Genomic DNA, 17,522 nt, shown 5'->3' with positions numbered 1-17,522 from the left:
TCCAGGAGGCGGGGCGGTGGTCCGGCACCAGGGCCAGGCCACCGTGCTGCAGGGGATAGGGCGCTTGGCCTGCGGTTATGGCCCGGTCATCCGCATATGGGGCAGACGTCGAAGTGTCGGCCGAGGGCTTTGGCCATGCGGGACTTCAGGTCGAGGGCGTTGGTCGCGCTCGTCTTCGCGGCTTTGGTTCCCGCGCTGCGCTGGGAGTGGTTGCGCAGGTAGGTGATGTCCCGCTCGTAGCCGCTCTTGATGCGCGCGAAGCGCTCGCAGGTCTTCATCGAACTCTCCTTGTGTCGCGGGGTAGGTGGGCGAGCGTTGGGTCCGCGTACAGGGCGGCCTGGAGATCGCTGAACAGCTCGTTGCTGACGCTGATGTTGGCGTTGCGCAGGTGCGGTCGGATGGCCCGGCGGGTCATCCGACCCTCAGCGAGGGCGGCTTGGCGTGCGACCGCGACTTTCGCCTCCCACGAAACCTCGTCCTGGTCTGCGGGCTTGGTTCGCTGGTCCGCTGCCGGGGAGCTATGGCTCCGGGCCCCTTGTGGTCCGCCCGGCGAGCCGTCCTCGTCTTGGTCCGCCGACGGTTTTACGGGTTGGTCCGCTTCGTGGTCCGGGTGGTCCGGTGCGGGGTTGGTTCGCTGGTCTGCGGGGGTGGTGTCGGTCGGTTGGTCCGGGGTTCGGTGGTTATGGTCCGCGGTCTGCGGGTGCTCGTGGTCCGGCATCCGGTCCGCCGGAGCACCTTGGTCCGCGCTCACTGGACCAGGCTCTTCGGCCGGTCCGCGTACGTGGTCCGCCCGCTTGTGGTCCGCCGGACCATGCGGTCCGGATGCCGTTTGACCTGCGTCGTTACTGGTCCGGCGCTCATGTGGAGCCTCTTGCGGGCCAGCGGGAGCCTGCCGGTCCGCGGCGGGCAGAGCACGGTCCGCGGCCTGGTCCGCATCCCGGGCCGGGTGGCCCGGGGTGGTGTTGGTCTGCTGGTCCGCAGGGGCGTGGGCGCCCCGGTGGTCTGCGGTCGGCAGGTGGCTGCGGACGGACGCGGTGCTGTGGTCCGCGCTGCGCTGGGCTTGTCCGTGCTCGCCGTGCGAGGCGTCTGTGGGACTGGTCCGCCGGTCCCGCGCGGCGGCGGACCGGTGGTCCGTGGTCCGTGTGGTGGGTCCCGCTTCCGCGGTGGCTCTCTGCCTCGTGCTCTCGCAGCGCTGCGTGCTCCTCCCGCGCCGGACCGGTCTCATCTCTGGCTGGTCCGCCTGGGGCGCGCCGCCTGGGTGGTGGCGGGTGATGAGGATGTACAGGTGGACGGCGCCGGCCAGGGCGAGTGGGGCGAGGGTGGAGAGGATGGCGACGACGGTGTCGCTCAGGCGCAGGCCGGGATGGGTAGTGGTCTGCTGGTTGAGGCGGACGGCGTGCAGGGCGTTGGCCCAGATGCTCGCGGCGGTGGCGGTGGCGAAGAGCACCCAGACGTAGAGGCGGGCCCGGAGCGGGGCTTGGGAGAGGACGAGCAGGGCGCGTACTCCGTAGGCGATGAAGCCGTCGACAACGAGGGGGAAGAGGTAGGTGAGGTGTCCGCGGATGTGGATGGCCACGGCCATCTGCTGCAGGGCGTCGTAGCTGAGCGCGCAGCCGGCCAGGCCCAGGACCACGATGGCCAGACGGTCCCACAATCCGATGGGCGCGACGGCGGGATCTGCGGCGGTGGGGTGGGTCATGCGGCCTTTCCGAGCGAGGCGATCAGGGCGTGGCACTGCAGGTCGCGACCCTCGGTCGCTGTGTGCTCCTCGTCCGCACGGGGCTCGCGCAGGGTGCCGTCGGGTTCCTCGACGAGGCCCCAGCACAGGTCGCGCTCGTCGGTGACGCGGACGGCTTCGCGCATGAGGTCGCGGGTCCAGTCGGGGTCGGCGTTCAGGCGGTGGGCCACGCGCTGCGGGCTCCAGCCGCGCAGGAACAGGTGGTGGATGATCGTGCTGCGTTCCGCGGTGCTCAGGGGCACGTCGCGGCCCTTGAGGGTGGCGCGTATGCGGTCGTAGTCCAGGCGCTCACCGCGCTTGCCGGACCACTGCCGGCGCTCCTTGTCGGTCAGCCCGCCCCACAGGCCGAAGGTGACCTGGTGGTCGATGGCGTAGGTGAAGCAGTCCTTCTTCACCGGGCAGGTGGCGCAGAGTCGTTTCGCCTCGGCGATGGCCTTGCGGTCGCGGAGGGTGTGGAAGAACAGCTTGTCGGCGCGGGCCGGGTCCATGCCGTGACAGGCGGCCCGGGGATGCCAGCTGTGGTCGCCGGTTCCCCGCAGGGTCGGTGCGGGGGAGTCGTTGGTGGTCTGGTAGCGCAAGGAAGTCTCCGAGATCGCCTCACAGGAGGCGGACAGGGCTGCACCGCGGCGCGGCGAGGCAGACAGGGTGCGGCGGGCGGGGCCGCACGGCGGGATCGGTGGCGCTGGGGGGAGTTCAGGGGCGCTGGTAGCGGCGGTCTGGGCCGGTGAATTCGATGGCGGTGCACATGCCGGACAGGCGTGACAGGACGCGGTCGCCGACCTTGTCGCGCAGTACCGCCTGGCGCGCGGGGACCTGGTCGGTGCGCAGGGGTGGCATGTTGCTGGTGAAGAGCGTGGGCAGCCGGTTCTGGCAGCGCCAGTTGACCAGCCGGAAGGTGATCTCCTCGGTCCACTCACTCGGCTTGGCCGCGCCGAAGTCGTCGAGCAGCAGCACCGGGATCCGCATCAGCCGTCGCAGCAGCACCTCGGGGTCCGCTCCGGCGCGTGGGCGCAGGGCGGCGTAGAGGTCGGCGGCGGTGGTGGCGTGCCAGGCCACCCCGCATCCGGCGGCGGTCAGCGCACGGATCGCCCCGTATGCCTGGTGGGTCTTGCCGGTGCCGGTGGCCCCCCACAGCAGCAGGCTGGGCCCGTGCGTGACCTGACGCCGCCCGGCGGTGCCGTAGTGCGGGTTGACGCCCTCGGCGTTCGGCGCCGCGGCGTTGCCGGCGATGACGCGGACCCAGGCGGTGACGTCGGGGTGCTCGGGCAGGGCGGTGCGGTAGTCGACCGGGATGCGCGCCTGCGCGGCCTGAAGCGCCGGGATCGGCTCCGGGGTTTCCGGCAGCGGGCGCTTCAGGTCCAGGCCGCGCTCGGCAAGGCTGGCTTCCAGGCGCTCCCGCAGCCGGTCGGGGATCGCGGGCTGGGGGTCGGCGTAGCGGGCGCGGGTCACAGGCGGCCTCCGAACGTCGTCGGCCCGTCAGTGGGGTTGAGGTAGGGCGTGTACGTATCGCCGGTACTGGCCCAGGGCCCCGCGCCGGAGGCGGACGATCCCCCGCTGTCCGGCTGCGCTGGCGCGTTGACCAGCTCGTTCACCAGGCTCGGCAGGACGCTGGGGTGGAGGCCCTTGGCCCGCAGTCGGTCGAGGGCGGCGCGGATGTCGTCGGCCTCGAACCGCTCGTCGAGCAGCGCGTTGATCTTCCGGCCCAGATGGCCCAGGAAGTCCTCCGGTGGGCGTCGACGGCAGTCCCGGACGTATTCGGCCACCAGTTGCTTGGCCGAAACTCCCGGGGAGGCGTCGGGCGCGGGCGCCTCGCGCCCCGTAAGGAAAGATCCAGGATCCAAGATCCTAGATCCAGGGCGTGAGTCCTCCCGTAGTCCTCCGGGAGCCTTCCGGGAGTCCTCCGGTAGTGCCCGCTGACCTGCGGTTTTACCTGCTTGCTCTGAGTCGGTGTCCGCAGGGGCGCCGGCCGTTGCCGTCTCGGGCTCCAGTGCAGGCTCCGGGGTGCCGACAGCGTGGACGAGGGGGTGGGGGAGTCCACCCTGCGTGCTCCGGGAGCCCTCCGGGAGTCTTCCGGGAGGAGTCGGTGCGGTCGAGGGCGATGTCTCTGCCCGTGTGCTGGGGCAGGCCGCGTCCTGGCACTTGCCGCAGTGCTGTCGGGCTTGGTGGGCGGTGCAGCGTGGCAGGCGAGACGCGGTCGCCTTGTTGATCTTCTGGTGCTGGCCCCAGGTGACGATGTGCAGCCAGGTCCGCCCGTCGCATCCGGTGTAACGGCACACCAGTCCGGCCGAGGCCAGCTCATCCAGGTCACGTGCGACGTGGGTGGCGGTGTGTTCGGGGCGCAGGGCCCACAGCCGCCCGGCGATGATGGCGGGATGGTCGCGGTGCCGCCCGGAGTCGTCGGCCTGGGTCAGCAGCCCGAAGAAGGTCCGCTCCGCGGTGAGACTGACCGAGGCCAGGTCCTCCGACTCGAACGCCTCCGGCTTGATCGTGCGGATCCGCGCCATCAGACCCCACCTCCGACACGGTGCCGCAGCCTGTGACATCCGCCCCGGGTGCGGGTGCGGGTGCGGGTGCGGGCAGCGGACGGCGGGGGGCAGTCTGCCGCGCAGGCCGGTCTGGTCGGCCTTTTGCGCAGGGCAGCGCGCATGCAACACTCTCCTCTGAAGTGATGCCGCTCCGGGGCTATGGGAATACGGCCCGGTGCGGTGATGGTGGGTAAATCTCCGGCCTTTGCACGGGCGGGAGTTTCATCTGGCGGTCGGCGTCTGAGGGTTGCCTCCCTCAGGCGCCGCCGCTGTTTCCCGGGTTACCCGGCCCGGCCGCCCCGGATGAAGTTCACGCTGCTCCTTCTCGTCTCTGCCGCTGGGCGAGGGACCCGGTGGGGGACGACGAACATATGCGCACACCGCGACAAGATCCAGACTCTATTCACGGCCGCGGTACAAGTCGCACGGGGAAGGCGCCCACGCGTGCGTCGGCGAGGCGAGCCTGCCGGTCGCGAGATGGAAACAGCAGTCGAATCGCCACGAGCACCAAAGATGATCTGCACTACGCTCCTCCGCCCTCTCTGCCACAGCGTGTTGAATCAGCTGGTCAGGAGGATTTAAGCCAAGTCGCAGAGGAGCGTCAACGGCGATCATTTGCCCGATTCGTGAGCAAAGCCCACCCGGCTGGCGCGCGCCACCGATCCGCCCGCGGGTCCACAAGTCGCTTACAGGGCAAGCGCAATGAGGGCATCCAACGAAGGGCGAGGCCAGTTCCCCGGCTGGTCTAGACCGGCTATCGAGAGGGTGGAACGAAAACCGGCAAACTTTTGCCGGTTCCGCATAATGATCATGATTTCACTGCGGGGAGGCCGATTCTGCTCGCGTGAACCGCCCGGCATATGCGAGATCAGTTCATGGATAAACCAAATATTCGGAGTGGTATGTGGGGGAGGCCACACAGGGGCCAGATCGGACGAATCTTTGCGTATGGTCGTGGTCGCGAGACTGCAGGGCGGGGGCCGGCGATTGTGCTGTCCCCCTTTTTTCATGCCCGGAGCAGATGTCATCGACCCTGAAAGGAGAGGGAGGATCGCGATGGTCGCGAAGGCGGAGGACTGGCCCGACAGCAACGGTGCTACGGACGAGGAGTCCTCCGGCACGAGCACACGGCCGCGCTCTGGGGCGGACAAGCCTCATGCCGAGGAGACAGGTCTCGTGCCCGCGCGTCCCGCGCCCGCCGGCCAGTTCATCGGCTTCGGCGCAATGCTCAAGCGGTGGAGGAAGGCCGCCAAGGTCACGCAGCCTCGCACCGCCCGCGCGCTGGGGATCAGCGAGCGCAAACTGCGCGGCATCGAATCCGGCGCCACCCCCCGCTTCTCCGAAGGGCAGTGCGACGCCCTGGTCGAGCTGCTGCAGCTCGATGCTGAAGACCGGCACGCGCTTCTGCTCCACAACATCGGCACCTATCTGCGGTCCGTCGAGGGCCAGCCGGAAGTGGGACCCGCACTGCGCCTGCTCATCGACCAGCAGATGCCCAGCCCCACCTACCTCAGCGACCGGAACTGGAACATCCTCGCCTACAACCAGGCGATGGCCGAGATCTGGCCCTGGGTGATGGAACCGAAGGCCAACCTGATCCGCTGGGCACTGACCACGGCCGAGGGGCGCGCGACCTATCACGACTGGCACAAGCACGCCACGGTCTTCATGCGGATGCTCCGCTTCGCCGAGACCACCCACGGTGACGACGCCGACCTGAAAGAACTGATCGAGGACGTCAAGAAGAACCCGGAGATCCGCCGTATCTGGGAGTCCGACACCGACTTCGTGGAGCACCGCGACGGTCACGTCTTCCTTGCCACCGTGCCGACGCTCGACTACCGCACGATCGAGATCGTCAGCCACGTCGCGTACCCGGCGATCATGCCGGACTGCCGGTTCGTCGTAATGACCTGGGTCGAGGCCGGCGCCGAGGTGGAAGCCGACGCCACGCTCGACGCACTGGGCGGCATCCGCGACGCCTGGGCAGAAGAGACACACAACTCCGTGCAGGAGAGGCAACGGGCCCAGGGGCGCCTCGCCCAAGCCGACAGCCTGCGAGACGACGTCCGCACCGTGCGCCTGTTGGTCAGCACCCCGGAGCAGGCCGCGGCCCGAGCTGGCGAGCACGCCGTCCCCCTGCCTGCCCTCAGCCGCCGGATGGGCCCCGACGCACAACTGACCCTCTCGCCCTCAAAGCGCAGCGTGGTCTGGGCCGTCCAGGAGAACGCCGGACACTGGGCCGTCACCGAGATCGCTCCCATTCTCGTGCTCGCACGACTCCCCTGGACCGACCTTAATGACCAGGAACGGGCCGAGCTGAAGTCCGTCACCCGCACGGGCCTGCCAGACGACCCCGAGGGCGCACTCGCAGAGATCGACAACTACCTCAGCGAATCGGACGAGCACATACGCCTGCTCCGCGAACTCCGCGCCGAGATCACCGCCCCATACGCGTCGACCGACAGCGTTCAGGAAGCTCCTGGCGCCCGAGGCGCACACTCCCCGGACCAGCCGGCACCTCACGGCCGCAACTGAACAGAAAGCCAGCCCCACTTGCACACGTACACCTACTCCTGCCCGCTGCGCTGGGCTGACGCCGACACCTACGGACACGTCAACAACGCGCTGTACCTGCGCTACATGGAAGAGGCGCGCACGCGCATGTTCCAACAGGTGCTTCTCGCCGACGCCGCGGAGCGCCGTTGGCATTCGTTCGTCGTCAGTCGAGCCGCCGTCGAGTACCGCGTCCCTCTGCTGTACCGCGAAGATCCTGTCGACGTGTGCGTGCGGGTCGCGCAACGCCGCAGTGTGCAGTTTGACCTGGCCTATGAGATCCGCGATGCGCAGCACGTCTACGCCGAGGGCACAACCACTATCGTCGCCTACAACCTGGACACGCGGCGGCCCCGCCGACTCACCGGAACCGAGTTGACGTTCCTGGACCGCTATACGACGCCCTGATCCACAGATTCGCTCCGGAGGGGGCACCTGACTGGGTGTCCGCTCGTGCTGCCGGAGGGGCGCCCCTTTCAGGTCGAGCTGACGCTCTGGCCCGCGGAAGGCTGGCGTCGAGGACAGACGGCTGGGGCGATCCTCAAGGGGTGGGCGTGACCCACCCCTTCGGTAGTGCATTGAGGAGAGTGGTGACCTCGTCGGCGTCCTGTGGGCTGGTCTTCTTGTAGAGAGCGAGGGCGGCTGTGTAGTGAGTGCGTGCTGTGGCGGTGTCGCCGTCCTGTTCGGCGAGGCGTCCGCGCATCCGCAGTACGCGGGCCTGCCCGGTGGGACTGCCCGCATGCTGGAAGTCGTCTTCCGCGCGGTTGAGGAGCCGTGCGGCGTTGGCGGAGCTGCCGATGCGGCTGTGGGCTTCGGCGAGGACCAGGCAGGCGCGGCCGGCGTTGATCGTGTCGCCGACGCTGCGCAGGTCGACGTGGGCGGGGCCGACCCGGTCGATGGCACGGTTGGGCTGTCCGTCGTCGAGGTCGATCTGGCTCTCGACGATGCTGGTCAGTGCCGCACCGCGGCAGTCTCCGTTCTCCTCGCGCATCACGCGGGCTTCGAACAGGTACTGCCTCGCTTCCTTCTTGTCGCCATGGGCGCGGGCGCAGACGCCCAGTTCGTGGGTGGCCTGGCTCAGGCTGCGGATATCGCCGTCCTCCCGAGCGAGGGTGAGGGCCCGCGCAGCCCACTGGGCGGCTTCCGGGACGCGGTTCAGTGCGCGCAGTGCGATGACGCCGGTGGTCAGCATCTCCCGCAGCGCCTCCCGGTCCCCGCACGCCTCGGCGGCCTCGGCGCCGAGGCGGTGCAGTTCCGCGGAGAGTTCCATCGGGCGCAGGTAGTGGAAAGCGGGCCAGGTCGCGTGCACGAGCTGCCACACCAGGACGTGCCAGCCCTGACGGCGAGCTTCGTAGACCGTCAGGGCCACATCCGGCAGGTGGGCCTCGACCCAGCGCAGAGCCGCGCCGTGGTCGTCGTCGGCGAAGGCGAAGCGGTCGACGTGGTGGTGCAGGTCCCGGGCGAGCTGGCGGTGATGGGGGGTGAGAATCCGCTCCGCACGCGTGGACGTAACCAGCAGCCAGGCACCGCAGCGGCGCATCGCCTCGTCGACGCCGGTGGGGCCGTCCTCGTCCTGGGCGCGCTGCTGCGCGTGCTCCTTGACGGCGTCGTGGAAGCGGTAGGTCACCCCGCGCCCGGACCGGGGCCCAAGGCGCTCCAGGAGACCGGCGTCGGCCAGCGTCCGCAGGGCGGAGGCCGCCTCGGGGCGGGCGAGCTGGCAGATGTTGGCGGCGGCGTCGGCCTCGATCTCCCTGAGCGGGGCAACGCTCAGCAGCCGGTACGCCTGGCGGTCGCTGGCGGTGGGTAAGTCGGCGTAGCGCTGCTCCAGAACGGGCACGAGGGCATGCCTTTCGAGGATGGTGGCGTGATCCAGCTCGCGGGCGACGGCGGCGATCTGCCGCTCGGGGCGGGTGGTCAGGCTGGTGGCGGCCACGACGAGTGCCAGGGGCAAGTAGTTGCAGGCGCTGGCGATCGTCCGCAGGGCGCCCCGCGTCTGCGCTGCGCCCCGGCGCTCGTGTGCGAGTTCCCTGCCTGCGATGCGGGCCAGTAGCCGCTCGGCCACCGCACGGTTCAGGGGCGGCAGTTCGCATCGAAGAGCGCCCTGTGCCGTGAGCGCGTCCAGCCGCACGCGGGAGGTGACCATGATCAGGTGCCCGGCGTCGCCGGGCAGCAGAGGCTGCACGTCGGCGGCGCCCTCGGCGTTGTCCAGCAGGATGCCGAGGCGGGGGCCGTGGCTGGCGGAGCGCCACCAGGCGGCCAGTTCCTGGACGTCGTCGGTGCCGGGGTCGTGGCCAGTCGAGCGCAGGAAGTGCCGCAGCACCCGGCGCACCAGGGCCTCGGCAGACTCGTGGCGCCCGCGGGAGAGGTCGGCGTACACCTGTCCGCCGGGCGTGTCCGCGCTGCGGCTCGCAAGCCACTTGGTGGCCAGGGCGGTCTTGCCCACACCGCCGACACCCGAGATCACCACGAGCAGAGAGGGACCGCCGCGGCGGTCGGCGGCTGCGGCGTCCAGTTCGCGCAGCACCGTGCTCCGGTCGATCCAGGTCTGCGGGACCGGCAGCATCTGGCGGGGCGGCGGCGGAGCCACGCAAGGTGTGTGGAGCTGGAGGGTGCCGACGTGTCCGGCCTGGACCACGGCCCCGGCGTAGTCCGTCACCAGGTTGTTGGCGCTGTCGGCGGGTGGGTGCGGTACGTCCGTCACGCGGCGGCCCCGAAGTCGGTGGGGCGGTGGGGAGCGATGACCTTGCTGGTGGGCAGCAGTTGTCCGGTGTCCTCGAACAGCAGGACGGCGTGCCGTGTGCGGCCTTGGCTGGGGTGGACCGACCGGGCGCGGGCCGCCTCGTGGTCGGTGGCCTCCGCGGGGGGACACGGCGGCTGTTGCGGGCACATCACAGCACCTTTCTCTGAGAGGAGCGGGCGGGGAGGCTAGATGGTGGGTCCTTGCAGCACGAGCACGCTGACCTGCTTGACGACGACGTGGCGCAGTGAATCCCACTGCTGCGGGCTGCTGGCCAGGAGGCGGGTGAGCTGGTCCTCGGTGATCGCCCGCAGGTAGGGGTCGTCATCCGCGGCCGGTGGCGTGGCCGGTGGCCGGGGGCGGAGCGGGCCGTACTGCACGGGGGTGAGGATGTAGAGCGCGCCGTCAGGAGTCAGCCAGTCGGCGACGCGACCAAGAAAGGGCTCGATGTCCAGGTAGGCCAGCGACAGACGGCACGTCACGAGGTCGACGCTGCCCGCCGCCAGACTGTCGGGGGCGGGCCCGCTGGTGACGTCCCACTGCTCGTAGGTCATGCCCGGCTGAGGGTGGCGGCGGGCCTGACGCAGGGCCACGGCCGAGTAGTCGTAGCCGGTGACCCGCGCACCCCACAGGGCGAGCTGGCGCGTCCACGACCCGGTGCCGCAGCCGATATCGGCAACGCGCCGTCCACGCACGGAGGGAGCCCGCTTCAGGAACCGCTCCTTCTCCGCCTGGGTCACCAAACGCCCTCCCCATTTCGTGTAGTACGCGTCCCAGTCCCCCGCGGTCAGGGCGTCGGTGTGGTCAAGGGCGGACATGCGGGGGCGGGTCCTTCCGGGGGTCGCGGGGCGAGGCTGGTGCGAGGGGTGGCGAGGGACGCGACCTCTCGGTCTCGTGGTGTGCCCGCCTCTCCGGGCCAGGAGGCTTGAGCGGCGGCCACAGAACCCACCAGCTCACGCGTTCCCCTCGTGCTGAGCGTGGGCGTTGGGGGCCATCCGTCGCACCCACGTGTCGGGCTTCTTGAGCTCCTGGGTGGTGGGGAAGAACCGCAGGCTGTTCCAGACCTCGTTGAACGTCTCGATGCCCAGGCGGTTGATGATGCCGCTCACCCAGAGGAGACCGACCTGGTAGGGGTTCCCCGACGGCGCCGGGTGTGCTGGCGCGGTGGCGGGGTCCTGCATGCGCTCGTAGTACCGCTGCATCTGGGCCAGGAACTCGGGTGTCTCCCGGCCCGTGGGGCCCGGCTCCACGATGTGGCCGAGCAGGCGGGTGGTGACCTGGTGATCGGTCCACTCGGAATGACCGTGCAACAGCGGTCCCACCGCCACGTCCGCGAGGTCGCGGAGGTCGGGCCTGCTGGTGCTGTAGGCCCGCAACGCCTCACCGCTGCTTGCCCAGTGCTGGCCCACGTGCGCGAGCTCGTGCGCGAGCCCCTTGGCGATCAACGCCTCCCCGCCACCTATGTGGTGGATGGCCTCAGGAACGATGAAGATCTCCGGCCTGCCGGACACCCTGGTGACCGTGGCGGCAGGTCCCCCCATCCAGGACAGCCGCAGCTGCTCCTCCTCGGTTCCCAGCCGGGCACGCAGGGAGCTGACTTCCTCGACGGACATGTCGAGCTGTCGCTCATCGCGGACGAACGCCCGCCGCCGCGCCTCCATCACGTTGGCGATGAGCTGTTCGTGACCGACCACGCGGATTACCGGACGGTTGCCGAGCGGCAGCCTGGTCACCTCTGCCACGAGCGGCAGGACCTTCTCCGACAGGGGCTCGATCAGCTCGACGATTTCGGGATGCAGGTCGGTTTCGTAGCGGATGTCGCAGGTGCTCACGTGTGTCGTGCCTCTCCGTCGGTAGGTGTGTGCGGGTGGGGAAGGGGAGCGTCGTGCGCCGGGGCCTCGGGTGATGGGCCGGGGTAGGCGACGACGGCGAGGGCCCGGGTGGCGTGGGCGAGTTTCTGGAGGTAGTCGTATGCCTGGTCGGCTTTCGGGGCTACCGGGCGCCGTTCGATGAGCGCGTACGCCTCTGTGATCATGGTCGTGACCATGGCCTTGGGCTCCGGCTCCCAGGACCTCACCGCGTCCTGGCAGGGGACCAGGAGACCGGCCAGGTCGACCAGGAGCATGTCGATCAGCTTCGGCGTCGGGGTGGGCTTGGGGTCGCTGAAGGTGAAGAGGAGGTCGTCCCCGCTCGGGGGAGGGAGCGTGGCCAGGGCGTCGTCCACGGTGTGGCGCAGGGAGGCGAAGTTCAGGGGATCGCCTGCCTGCCACTGCGTGCTGGGCTGCTCGGGGCCGGTCATGGTGTTCTGCTTTCGCGGGGCACGTTCATGCCGGGACGTTGCTGGTGTCCGTGGGGGGCGAGGCGTTCGGACCACTGGACGGGGTCCTCGTCGAAGGCGGCGTCGGCGAGCCGTATCCGCTGAAACTCGCCGGTACCGGCGGGCGGATAGGTGTACGGGATGTCGCGCCACAGGCGCTGCAGGAGGTAGCCGCCCTCCAGCGCGTGGGCCCCGTGCAGTTCCATGGCGTCCTGCACCGACTGCATGGCCCAACGGTGGCCCTGGTACTTGGCGTTGATCAGGTCGGTGTCGCAGGGCAGGCCCTGGTCGAGGAGGTGCACGGACTGGTAGAGCAGGTTCCGTCCGGCTCGCAGGCGGGCCTCCATCTCGCCGACGCGGTCCCGCAGGACCGGAAGGTCGGACAGGGTTCCCTGGTAGCGGGCGCGATTCTTGAGGCGGTCGGTGGTGAGGTCGACGGCTGCCTCGTGAATGCCGAGGCTGACCGCGGCCAGGTTGGGGCGGCCGTAGAGGATGCTGCTGCTCTGGGCCACGCTCAGCCCGCCGCCAACTTCGCCGACGACGTTGTCCGCGGGGACGCGTACCTGGTCGAGTTCGAGGCGGCCGGCGGAGAAGCCGTGCAGACCCAGGCCCGGCCGGTGCTCGGCGACGGTGAGCCCGGGACGGTCGGCCACGACCATGAACGCGGTCAGCGCCTTCGAGGTGCGTACCCCGGGCTTGGCGGTGCGGGCAATGACGAGGTGGGCCCCGGCGAGGTGGCTGTTGCCGATGTGGACCTTGCTGCCGGTGATCACCCATGTCTTGCCCTTGCGGTTGGCGGTGGTCTCGATGCCGCCGATGTGACCGCCCGTCCGCGGCTCGGTCACCGCGATCGTCAGGAGCAGCGAGCCGTCGGCCACCCGTGGCAGCCAGCGTTCCTTCTGCTCGTCGGTGGCGAAGTGCAGCAGGGCGCCGACGGGGATCAGGGTGGCTTGCAGGATGGCCGCGGCTGCGGCCGAGACGCAGGCGATCCGGTGGACCAGGACCGTCTTGGCCACGTGCCCGGCGTCCAGTCCGCCGAAGGCGGCCGGGACGGTCACGGCGAACCAGCCCCGGGCGGCCATCAGCTCCGCGGCCCCGCGCTCCACCTTGCCAGGAGCGGCCTCCATGGACGCGGCCAGCGGCGCGAGGTGCTCGGCCGCGAAGGCGTCCGCCTCCTGCCACAGCAGGTCGTGGCGGGCGGTGAGGAACGGACGCAGCGCCGGTGGCGGCGTGGCCGGTGTGGGGGGTGTGGCGGGCATGAACGGCTCTGCCTCTCCCTGGGAAGGTCACAACATGCGGCGGCCGGGGGCTCCCGGCGGGGTTCAGCGGCCTGGGGCGGGTGGCGCGAGGTGCTTCATCACGCGGGCGGCGCCCTCGATGACGGTGTCCCTCAGACGCTCGGCCTGCTCCAGGTGCCGCTTCTCGGGGTCGATGACGCAGACGGTCCCCAGCACCACCCCGCTTTCATGGATGAGCGGGGCTCCGAAGTAGGAGCGGATTCCGACTGCGTCCACCACGTGGTTGCCGCTGAAGCGCGGGGACGCGTGCACGTCGTGCAGCGGGAGGGACTTCCTCCGGTTCACGACCTCGGGGCACCAGCCGTGTTCGAGGCTCATGGTGCGGCCGATGACGAAGTGCCCGCTGCCCGCAGGCGGCTGGTGCAGCCCGACGAAGGTCTGTTCGCCGAGGAAGAGATTGACGAACCCGTACAGAAACCCAGTCTCCCGGGCCATGTCGCTGGCCATCTTGTCGAGGTCGTCGCTGGGCTGAGTGGGCACCTTCAGGTATTTGAGCAGGTCGTAGCGCTGCTCCAGCTCGGCGGCCTGCCGTGCCTGTTGGTCGGTGACGGCGATGCAGTCCGGGGCGGGGGCGGCCGGGCGGCGGGCGGTTCCCTGCGCGTTGCGGTGCGGCAGTGCCAGCGGCGCCGCACCCGCCCCCTGGGGCACGGGGCGAGACGCGGCGAGCGGGTGATGGGTCATCAGACGTCCTGGAAGGAAGTAGGGAGGGAGGAGTGGCGAGGGCTGGCCGGTGTGTTCTTGGCGGCGTGATGGACCAGGGTCAGCAGGGCACCGGCGACGCGGTTCGCATCGCGGGCATCACAGGTGACCACCGGTACGCGGTCGGGCAGGTCGAGAGCGGCGCGGACCTGGCAGAGGTCGTAGCGGTGGGCGCCGTCGAACTCGTTGACGGCGACGACGAAGGGCAGGTCGATGTCCTCGAAGAAGCTGATGGGGGTGAAACTGGCCGCCAGGCGGCGGGTGTCGACGAGGACCACCGCGCCGACGGCGCCGCGGACGATGTCGTGCCAGAGGTTCACGAACCGGTCCTGGCCGGGCGTGCCGAACAGGAACAGCTCCAGAGGTATGGGTGCGTCGGGCAGGGTCAGGCGGCCGAAGTCGAAGGCGACCGTGGTGGTCCGCTTGGCCGCAAGGCCCTCCAGGCTGTCCACGTCCGCGCTCGCACTCGTCAGGTACTCCTCCGTACTCAGCGGCGTGATCTCGCTGACGGCGCCCACCGCGGTCGTCTTGCCCGTGCCGAAGCCCCCGGCGATCACGATCTTCAGCACCGTCGCGGCACCGGTCTGCGGCCTCGCGGGTGTCCGCGGTACCGCGACCGGGTTATCCGGCATGCGCGTAGGAGACGGCATCGGGAAACTTCTTTCTCAGGCCCGCAGTTACGGCGGCGAGCATCTGCGGGGAGGGACCGGCACCCGAGTCCACACTGGATGCCGCGTACGGGGAGGTGACGGGGACGACCAGGGCGTCGGCGTCCACGAGGTCCGAGACGAGGATCTTGATGGCCGTGACGGGACGGCGGAGCAGGCCCGCCAGCTCGGCCACCGACCGGTGGCGCTCACGGCATAGGGCCAGGATCCGGGCGCATTCCTCGGCCTGCCCCGGACCTGGCCGTCCCGGCCCGGCCTCCAGCACGGTCTCCAGCCCCAGCCGATGCCGCGGCGCGGTGCGCCCCCGCGTCAGGGTGTAGGTCCGCACGAACACCGAGTCCTCGGCCGTGCGGCCGGGCGCCGTCACCGCACGTCACCCGCGCTGACACGGACCGGCACCAGCATGTAGCGCTCGAACCGGCCGATGAGACGCCCCATCTCGAACCCGACCCGTCCGGCGTCGGCATCCGGGGTGGCGATGGCCGCCAGGACAGTGTCCACGAAACCGTCGGTGCCGGGGTAGCCCTCGACCGCGGCGGCGCGACCGGCGTTCTGCACGAAGACCAGGCAGTCCTCCCGCTCGATCATGATCTGCGTGGCGGGATGCGTCTCGTTGCGGGGGCCGGTGATGTTCGACGCGATAGAGGCCATACCGCTGACCGCGGCCGACAGTTCGTCTGCCCAGTCCTTGTCGACGTCGCTGTCCAGCAGCCGCAGCCCGTCCCGCGACAGCAGGACGGCGTGCGTGACCCCCGAGACGTCGATGGCGAACTGCCGCAGCAGCCAGGCCATGGCCTCCTGCGGACCGGCCGCCGACGCCTCAGCGGGCACCGCATCGGATACGTCGTGCGTCGGAGAGTGAGTGCTCATAGGGATCGCTCCAGAAGGGGGAAGGGCCAGAAAGTGCATCCGGCCACCGGGAACGGGGAGAGGAGGGGAAGAGGAGGGAGCGTCAGGGGCCGGGACGCTCCACCGGTGCGGGAGAGGAATCGATGGTCCCGGCGGTCTGGATGCCGGTGCGGAAAGCGCCCGCGAGGCCCGGCGACGCCAGCGGCGCAGGGGGCTGGTCAGGCTCGTGAGTCGGACGGAACGCACCGGGCCGACGTGTGCGTGTGCGCGTGGGAAGAGCGGGCACGTCGGCCTGACCAGCCTTGACGACTCCCGGTTCCCCCGCGGGGCCCGAGTGCACGACCTCCTCGGCCGTACGGGGGGCGGGAGCCGGGGACGCCGCACGCGACGGCGGCGGTGCGGTGAGGGTCCCAGTCGGGCGCACACCCGCATCAGCGACCGGGTCGATCGCCACAAGGAGCTGTGACGGGATCACGACCTGGGCAGTGGTGCCGCCGGCGACGTTCTCCTGCAAGCGCACGGACAGCCCGTGCGACTGGGCGATCTTCGCAGCGACCAGCAGACCGATCTGTCCCGCTCGCACCTGCCCGCTGACGTCCACCCCGTCCGGCGCCGCGAGCAACTGGTTCATCCGCTCACGCATCTGCGGATCCATGCGGATAGCCCGGTCCTCGACCTCGACCTCCAACCCGAGCGGCACACGCTGCGCGCGCACCACCACCTGGGTCGACGGATCGGAGCACTCACACGAGTTCTCGATCAACTCCGCCAGCAGGTGCGTCAGATCTGGGCCCACATGCCCGGGCAGCCCCAGCTCGATGCCCACAGACCCCGGCACAACAGCGACGCGCGCGTACTGCACCACCTCGGAGACCGCGCCCCGCAGCACGGTCCGCACGGGAACCGGCTGCCGCGTACTGCGCAGGGAGTGCCCGCCCAGCACCGCCGTGCTCTCCACCTGACGACGCACCCGCGTCACCAGATGGTCGATCTCCCAGATCCTCGCCAGCAGCTCCGGGTCGTCGGTCAGCCCCTCCACCTGGGTCAGCGCCTCCAGAGCCCGACCGACCAGGGCGTGCTCACGCGCGGCCAGACGCCGCAGCACCTCCAGCAGGACCCCAGACTGGGACTCGTCGTGCACCCGTATCAACGACGCGATGACCTGGAAGTGCAGCGCACCCAGCACTTCACCGAACTCCCCGGCCGTCCCGGGCTGCGCCGCCTGCCCCGTCGGCAAGGCCGGACGGCCCCCGCGGACCAACTCCTCCGCCGACCAGGCCACCGACTTCTCCACGGCCGCCGCGTAGTCCGTCGCGTACCGCGTGAGCGGGGTCAGTTCCGCTGCCCGGGTCTCCTCCGCGGCCGTCTGCACGGCCCGCGCAGCCGTACGAGCGCCACGTCCTGCCACCACCGCGACCACGGCCAGACCGCCGAGAAGGCCAGCCAGCAGCCAGTCCTGTGCTACCGCAGACATCGACCAGAGGGCAAAGGCGGCGCCCAGCAGCAGCGCGAGAAGCAGCAGAGGCAGAACCACGGCAAGACGGACACAGCGCACCGTGAACGCGTTGGTCCGCGAAGGCAGCCGTCTGTGATGACCGAGGGTCGCCGGGTGTGCGGGGAGGGCGCTGTCAGGCATGGGAATCCTCGGAGAAATGGCTCGTAGGGGTATGGCCCCCGCGTCCCGTGTTCACACATGGGCCATTGGTGTCACGTAGGGGAGCAAGGGAAAGATCCGCGGAGACGGAGCGTCGGGCGTCGGGCCTGTTCCTACCCGGGGTGTCAGAGCTTGGCCGCCAAGAACGCTTCTCTGTTCAACGAAGTTCCTCACCCCCGCCCTCCGACTCCGTGCATTTGCGTTTCGAGTGGTGCAAGGGTCGTCAGCCTCATCAGGAGCGACAACAGGGATCAGTGCATGGATCACTTCGGGCGATGGACTACATGCTGTTCCGAGGCCACAACCATGGAGGGATCCATGGTTCTTCACTCAGAGTGGTAGGAGGATTACTAAGCTCTAAGTCCGCGGGGAGGGGAGGTCGCAGGTGGAGCAGCGGGCTAAGGCGCACAGCTTGTCGTGTGCCCGGCGAATTTGCGTGGTGAAGACCGAGGCAGGGTGGGACAGCGGGCAGATTGCAGAG

The 17,522-nt window shown here is 70.1% G+C and carries 18 protein-coding genes; 2 read left to right on the top strand and 16 right to left on the bottom strand.

Annotation, left to right across the window (positions count from 1 at the left end; translation table 11 throughout):
* Nucleotides 1-86: 86 nt before the first annotated feature.
* The 5 genes from GPA10_RS37235 to GPA10_RS44205 form a co-directional block, all read right to left on the bottom strand.
* Nucleotides 87-278 carry a hypothetical protein gene (locus GPA10_RS37235; protein ID WP_157169261.1) on the bottom strand — a complete coding sequence of 64 codons (192 nt, stop codon included), beginning with the start codon at nucleotides 276-278 and terminating at the stop codon, nucleotides 87-89.
* On the bottom strand, nucleotides 275-1,699 hold the full coding sequence (locus tag GPA10_RS44210) for a DUF2637 domain-containing protein (protein WP_157169260.1): 1,425 nt from the start codon (nucleotides 1,697-1,699) through the stop codon (nucleotides 275-277). The genes GPA10_RS37235 and GPA10_RS44210 overlap by 4 nt, the downstream gene beginning before the upstream one ends.
* On the bottom strand, nucleotides 1,696-2,316 hold the full coding sequence (locus GPA10_RS37225; protein WP_157169259.1) for a WhiB family transcriptional regulator: 621 nt from the start codon (nucleotides 2,314-2,316) through the stop codon (nucleotides 1,696-1,698). Before GPA10_RS37225 ends, GPA10_RS44210 begins: the two co-directional genes overlap by 4 nt.
* Nucleotides 2,317-2,431: 115 nt before the next feature.
* Nucleotides 2,432-3,187: an ATP-binding protein gene (locus tag GPA10_RS37220; protein WP_343041747.1), complete on the bottom strand. Its 756-nt coding sequence runs from the start codon at nucleotides 3,185-3,187 to the stop codon at nucleotides 2,432-2,434.
* Nucleotides 3,184-4,242 (bottom strand): hypothetical protein, encoded by a 1,059-nt coding sequence (locus GPA10_RS44205; protein ID WP_425505884.1) that lies wholly within the window; start codon nucleotides 4,240-4,242, stop codon nucleotides 3,184-3,186. Before GPA10_RS44205 ends, GPA10_RS37220 begins: the two co-directional genes overlap by 4 nt.
* Before the next feature lie 1,077 nt (nucleotides 4,243-5,319).
* On the opposite strand from GPA10_RS44205, the gene GPA10_RS37210 reads away from it, so the two are divergent.
* Together GPA10_RS37210 and GPA10_RS37205 are read left to right on the top strand one after the other, a co-directional pair.
* Nucleotides 5,320-6,801: a helix-turn-helix transcriptional regulator gene (locus GPA10_RS37210; protein ID WP_198351817.1), complete on the top strand. Its 1,482-nt coding sequence runs from the start codon at nucleotides 5,320-5,322 to the stop codon at nucleotides 6,799-6,801.
* 18 nt (nucleotides 6,802-6,819) lie between these two features.
* On the top strand, nucleotides 6,820-7,227 hold the full coding sequence (locus tag GPA10_RS37205; RefSeq protein WP_157169256.1) for an acyl-CoA thioesterase: 408 nt from the start codon (nucleotides 6,820-6,822) through the stop codon (nucleotides 7,225-7,227).
* Nucleotides 7,228-7,360: 133 nt separating this feature from the next.
* Here GPA10_RS37205 and GPA10_RS37200 read toward each other — a convergent pair whose 3' ends face one another.
* From GPA10_RS37200 to GPA10_RS37150, 11 genes are all read right to left on the bottom strand, one after another.
* Entirely contained in the window at nucleotides 7,361-9,520 is a 2,160-nt protein-coding gene (locus GPA10_RS37200) for a hypothetical protein (protein WP_157169255.1), read from the bottom strand.
* Nucleotides 9,517-9,708 carry a DUF5999 family protein gene (locus GPA10_RS37195; protein ID WP_157169254.1) on the bottom strand — a complete coding sequence of 64 codons (192 nt, stop codon included), beginning with the start codon at nucleotides 9,706-9,708 and terminating at the stop codon, nucleotides 9,517-9,519. Before GPA10_RS37195 ends, GPA10_RS37200 begins: the two co-directional genes overlap by 4 nt.
* Before the next feature lie 36 nt (nucleotides 9,709-9,744).
* A complete protein-coding gene (locus GPA10_RS37190) occupies nucleotides 9,745-10,374 on the bottom strand; it encodes a class I SAM-dependent methyltransferase (protein WP_157169253.1) in 630 nt (209 codons plus the stop codon).
* Nucleotides 10,375-10,509: 135 nt separating this feature from the next.
* Nucleotides 10,510-11,388 carry a hypothetical protein gene (locus GPA10_RS37185; protein WP_157169252.1) on the bottom strand — a complete coding sequence of 293 codons (879 nt, stop codon included), beginning with the start codon at nucleotides 11,386-11,388 and terminating at the stop codon, nucleotides 10,510-10,512.
* Nucleotides 11,385-11,855 (bottom strand): hypothetical protein, encoded by a 471-nt coding sequence (locus GPA10_RS37180; RefSeq protein WP_157169251.1) that lies wholly within the window; start codon nucleotides 11,853-11,855, stop codon nucleotides 11,385-11,387. Before GPA10_RS37180 ends, GPA10_RS37185 begins: the two co-directional genes overlap by 4 nt.
* Entirely contained in the window at nucleotides 11,852-13,132 is a 1,281-nt protein-coding gene (locus GPA10_RS37175; protein ID WP_157169250.1) for an acyl-CoA dehydrogenase family protein, read from the bottom strand. Before GPA10_RS37175 ends, GPA10_RS37180 begins: the two co-directional genes overlap by 4 nt.
* A 63-nt stretch (nucleotides 13,133-13,195) precedes the next feature.
* A complete protein-coding gene (locus GPA10_RS37170) occupies nucleotides 13,196-13,852 on the bottom strand; it encodes a GAF domain-containing protein (protein ID WP_157169249.1) in 657 nt (218 codons plus the stop codon).
* Nucleotides 13,852-14,502, bottom strand: coding sequence for a GTP-binding protein (locus GPA10_RS37165; protein WP_157169248.1), 651 nt, complete (start codon nucleotides 14,500-14,502; stop codon nucleotides 13,852-13,854). Before GPA10_RS37165 ends, GPA10_RS37170 begins: the two co-directional genes overlap by 1 nt.
* The gene (locus tag GPA10_RS37160; RefSeq protein ID WP_343041746.1) at nucleotides 14,492-14,905 is read right to left on the bottom strand and encodes a DUF742 domain-containing protein; all 414 of its coding nucleotides are present in this window, start codon (nucleotides 14,903-14,905) and stop codon (nucleotides 14,492-14,494) included. Before GPA10_RS37160 ends, GPA10_RS37165 begins: the two co-directional genes overlap by 11 nt.
* Complete coding sequence (locus GPA10_RS37155; RefSeq protein WP_157169247.1) at nucleotides 14,902-15,408, bottom strand: roadblock/LC7 domain-containing protein; 507 nt, start codon at nucleotides 15,406-15,408, stop codon at nucleotides 14,902-14,904. The genes GPA10_RS37160 and GPA10_RS37155 overlap by 4 nt, the downstream gene beginning before the upstream one ends.
* Nucleotides 15,409-15,490: 82 nt before the next feature.
* Nucleotides 15,491-17,023 (bottom strand): sensor histidine kinase, encoded by a 1,533-nt coding sequence (locus tag GPA10_RS37150; protein WP_157169246.1) that lies wholly within the window; start codon nucleotides 17,021-17,023, stop codon nucleotides 15,491-15,493.
* Nucleotides 17,024-17,522 lie beyond the last annotated feature (499 nt).

It is taken from the genome of Streptomyces typhae (genome assembly GCF_009755605.1).
Taxonomy (GTDB): Bacteria; Actinomycetota; Actinomycetes; order Streptomycetales; family Streptomycetaceae; genus Streptomyces; species Streptomyces typhae.
Note: the sequence above shows the minus strand (reverse complement) of the source record. Positions and strands in the feature narration are given on the sequence as shown.

Bases quoted from the DNA above. Each gene is read 5' to 3' on its own strand.
- GPA10_RS37235 (WP_157169261.1), bottom strand. From the start codon at position 278: ATGAAGACCTGCGAGCGCTTCGCGCGCATCAAGAGCGGCTACGAGCGG.
- GPA10_RS44210 (WP_157169260.1), bottom strand. From the start codon at position 1,699: ATGACCCACCCCACCGCCGCAGATCCCGCCGTCGCGCCCATCGGATTG.
- GPA10_RS44205 (WP_425505884.1), bottom strand. From the start codon at position 4,242: ATGGCGCGGATCCGCACGATCAAGCCGGAGGCGTTCGAGTCGGAGGAC.
- GPA10_RS37210 (WP_198351817.1), top strand. From the start codon at position 5,320: ATGGTCGCGAAGGCGGAGGACTGGCCCGACAGCAACGGTGCTACGGAC.
- GPA10_RS37195 (WP_157169254.1), bottom strand. From the start codon at position 9,708: ATGTGCCCGCAACAGCCGCCGTGTCCCCCCGCGGAGGCCACCGACCAC.
- GPA10_RS37190 (WP_157169253.1), bottom strand. From the start codon at position 10,374: ATGTCCGCCCTTGACCACACCGACGCCCTGACCGCGGGGGACTGGGAC.
- GPA10_RS37180 (WP_157169251.1), bottom strand. From the start codon at position 11,855: ATGACCGGCCCCGAGCAGCCCAGCACGCAGTGGCAGGCAGGCGATCCC.
- GPA10_RS37175 (WP_157169250.1), bottom strand. From the start codon at position 13,132: ATGCCCGCCACACCCCCCACACCGGCCACGCCGCCACCGGCGCTGCGT.
- GPA10_RS37170 (WP_157169249.1), bottom strand. From the start codon at position 13,852: ATGACCCATCACCCGCTCGCCGCGTCTCGCCCCGTGCCCCAGGGGGCG.
- GPA10_RS37165 (WP_157169248.1), bottom strand. From the start codon at position 14,502: ATGCCGGATAACCCGGTCGCGGTACCGCGGACACCCGCGAGGCCGCAG.
- GPA10_RS37155 (WP_157169247.1), bottom strand. From the start codon at position 15,408: ATGAGCACTCACTCTCCGACGCACGACGTATCCGATGCGGTGCCCGCT.
- GPA10_RS37150 (WP_157169246.1), bottom strand. From the start codon at position 17,023: ATGCCTGACAGCGCCCTCCCCGCACACCCGGCGACCCTCGGTCATCAC.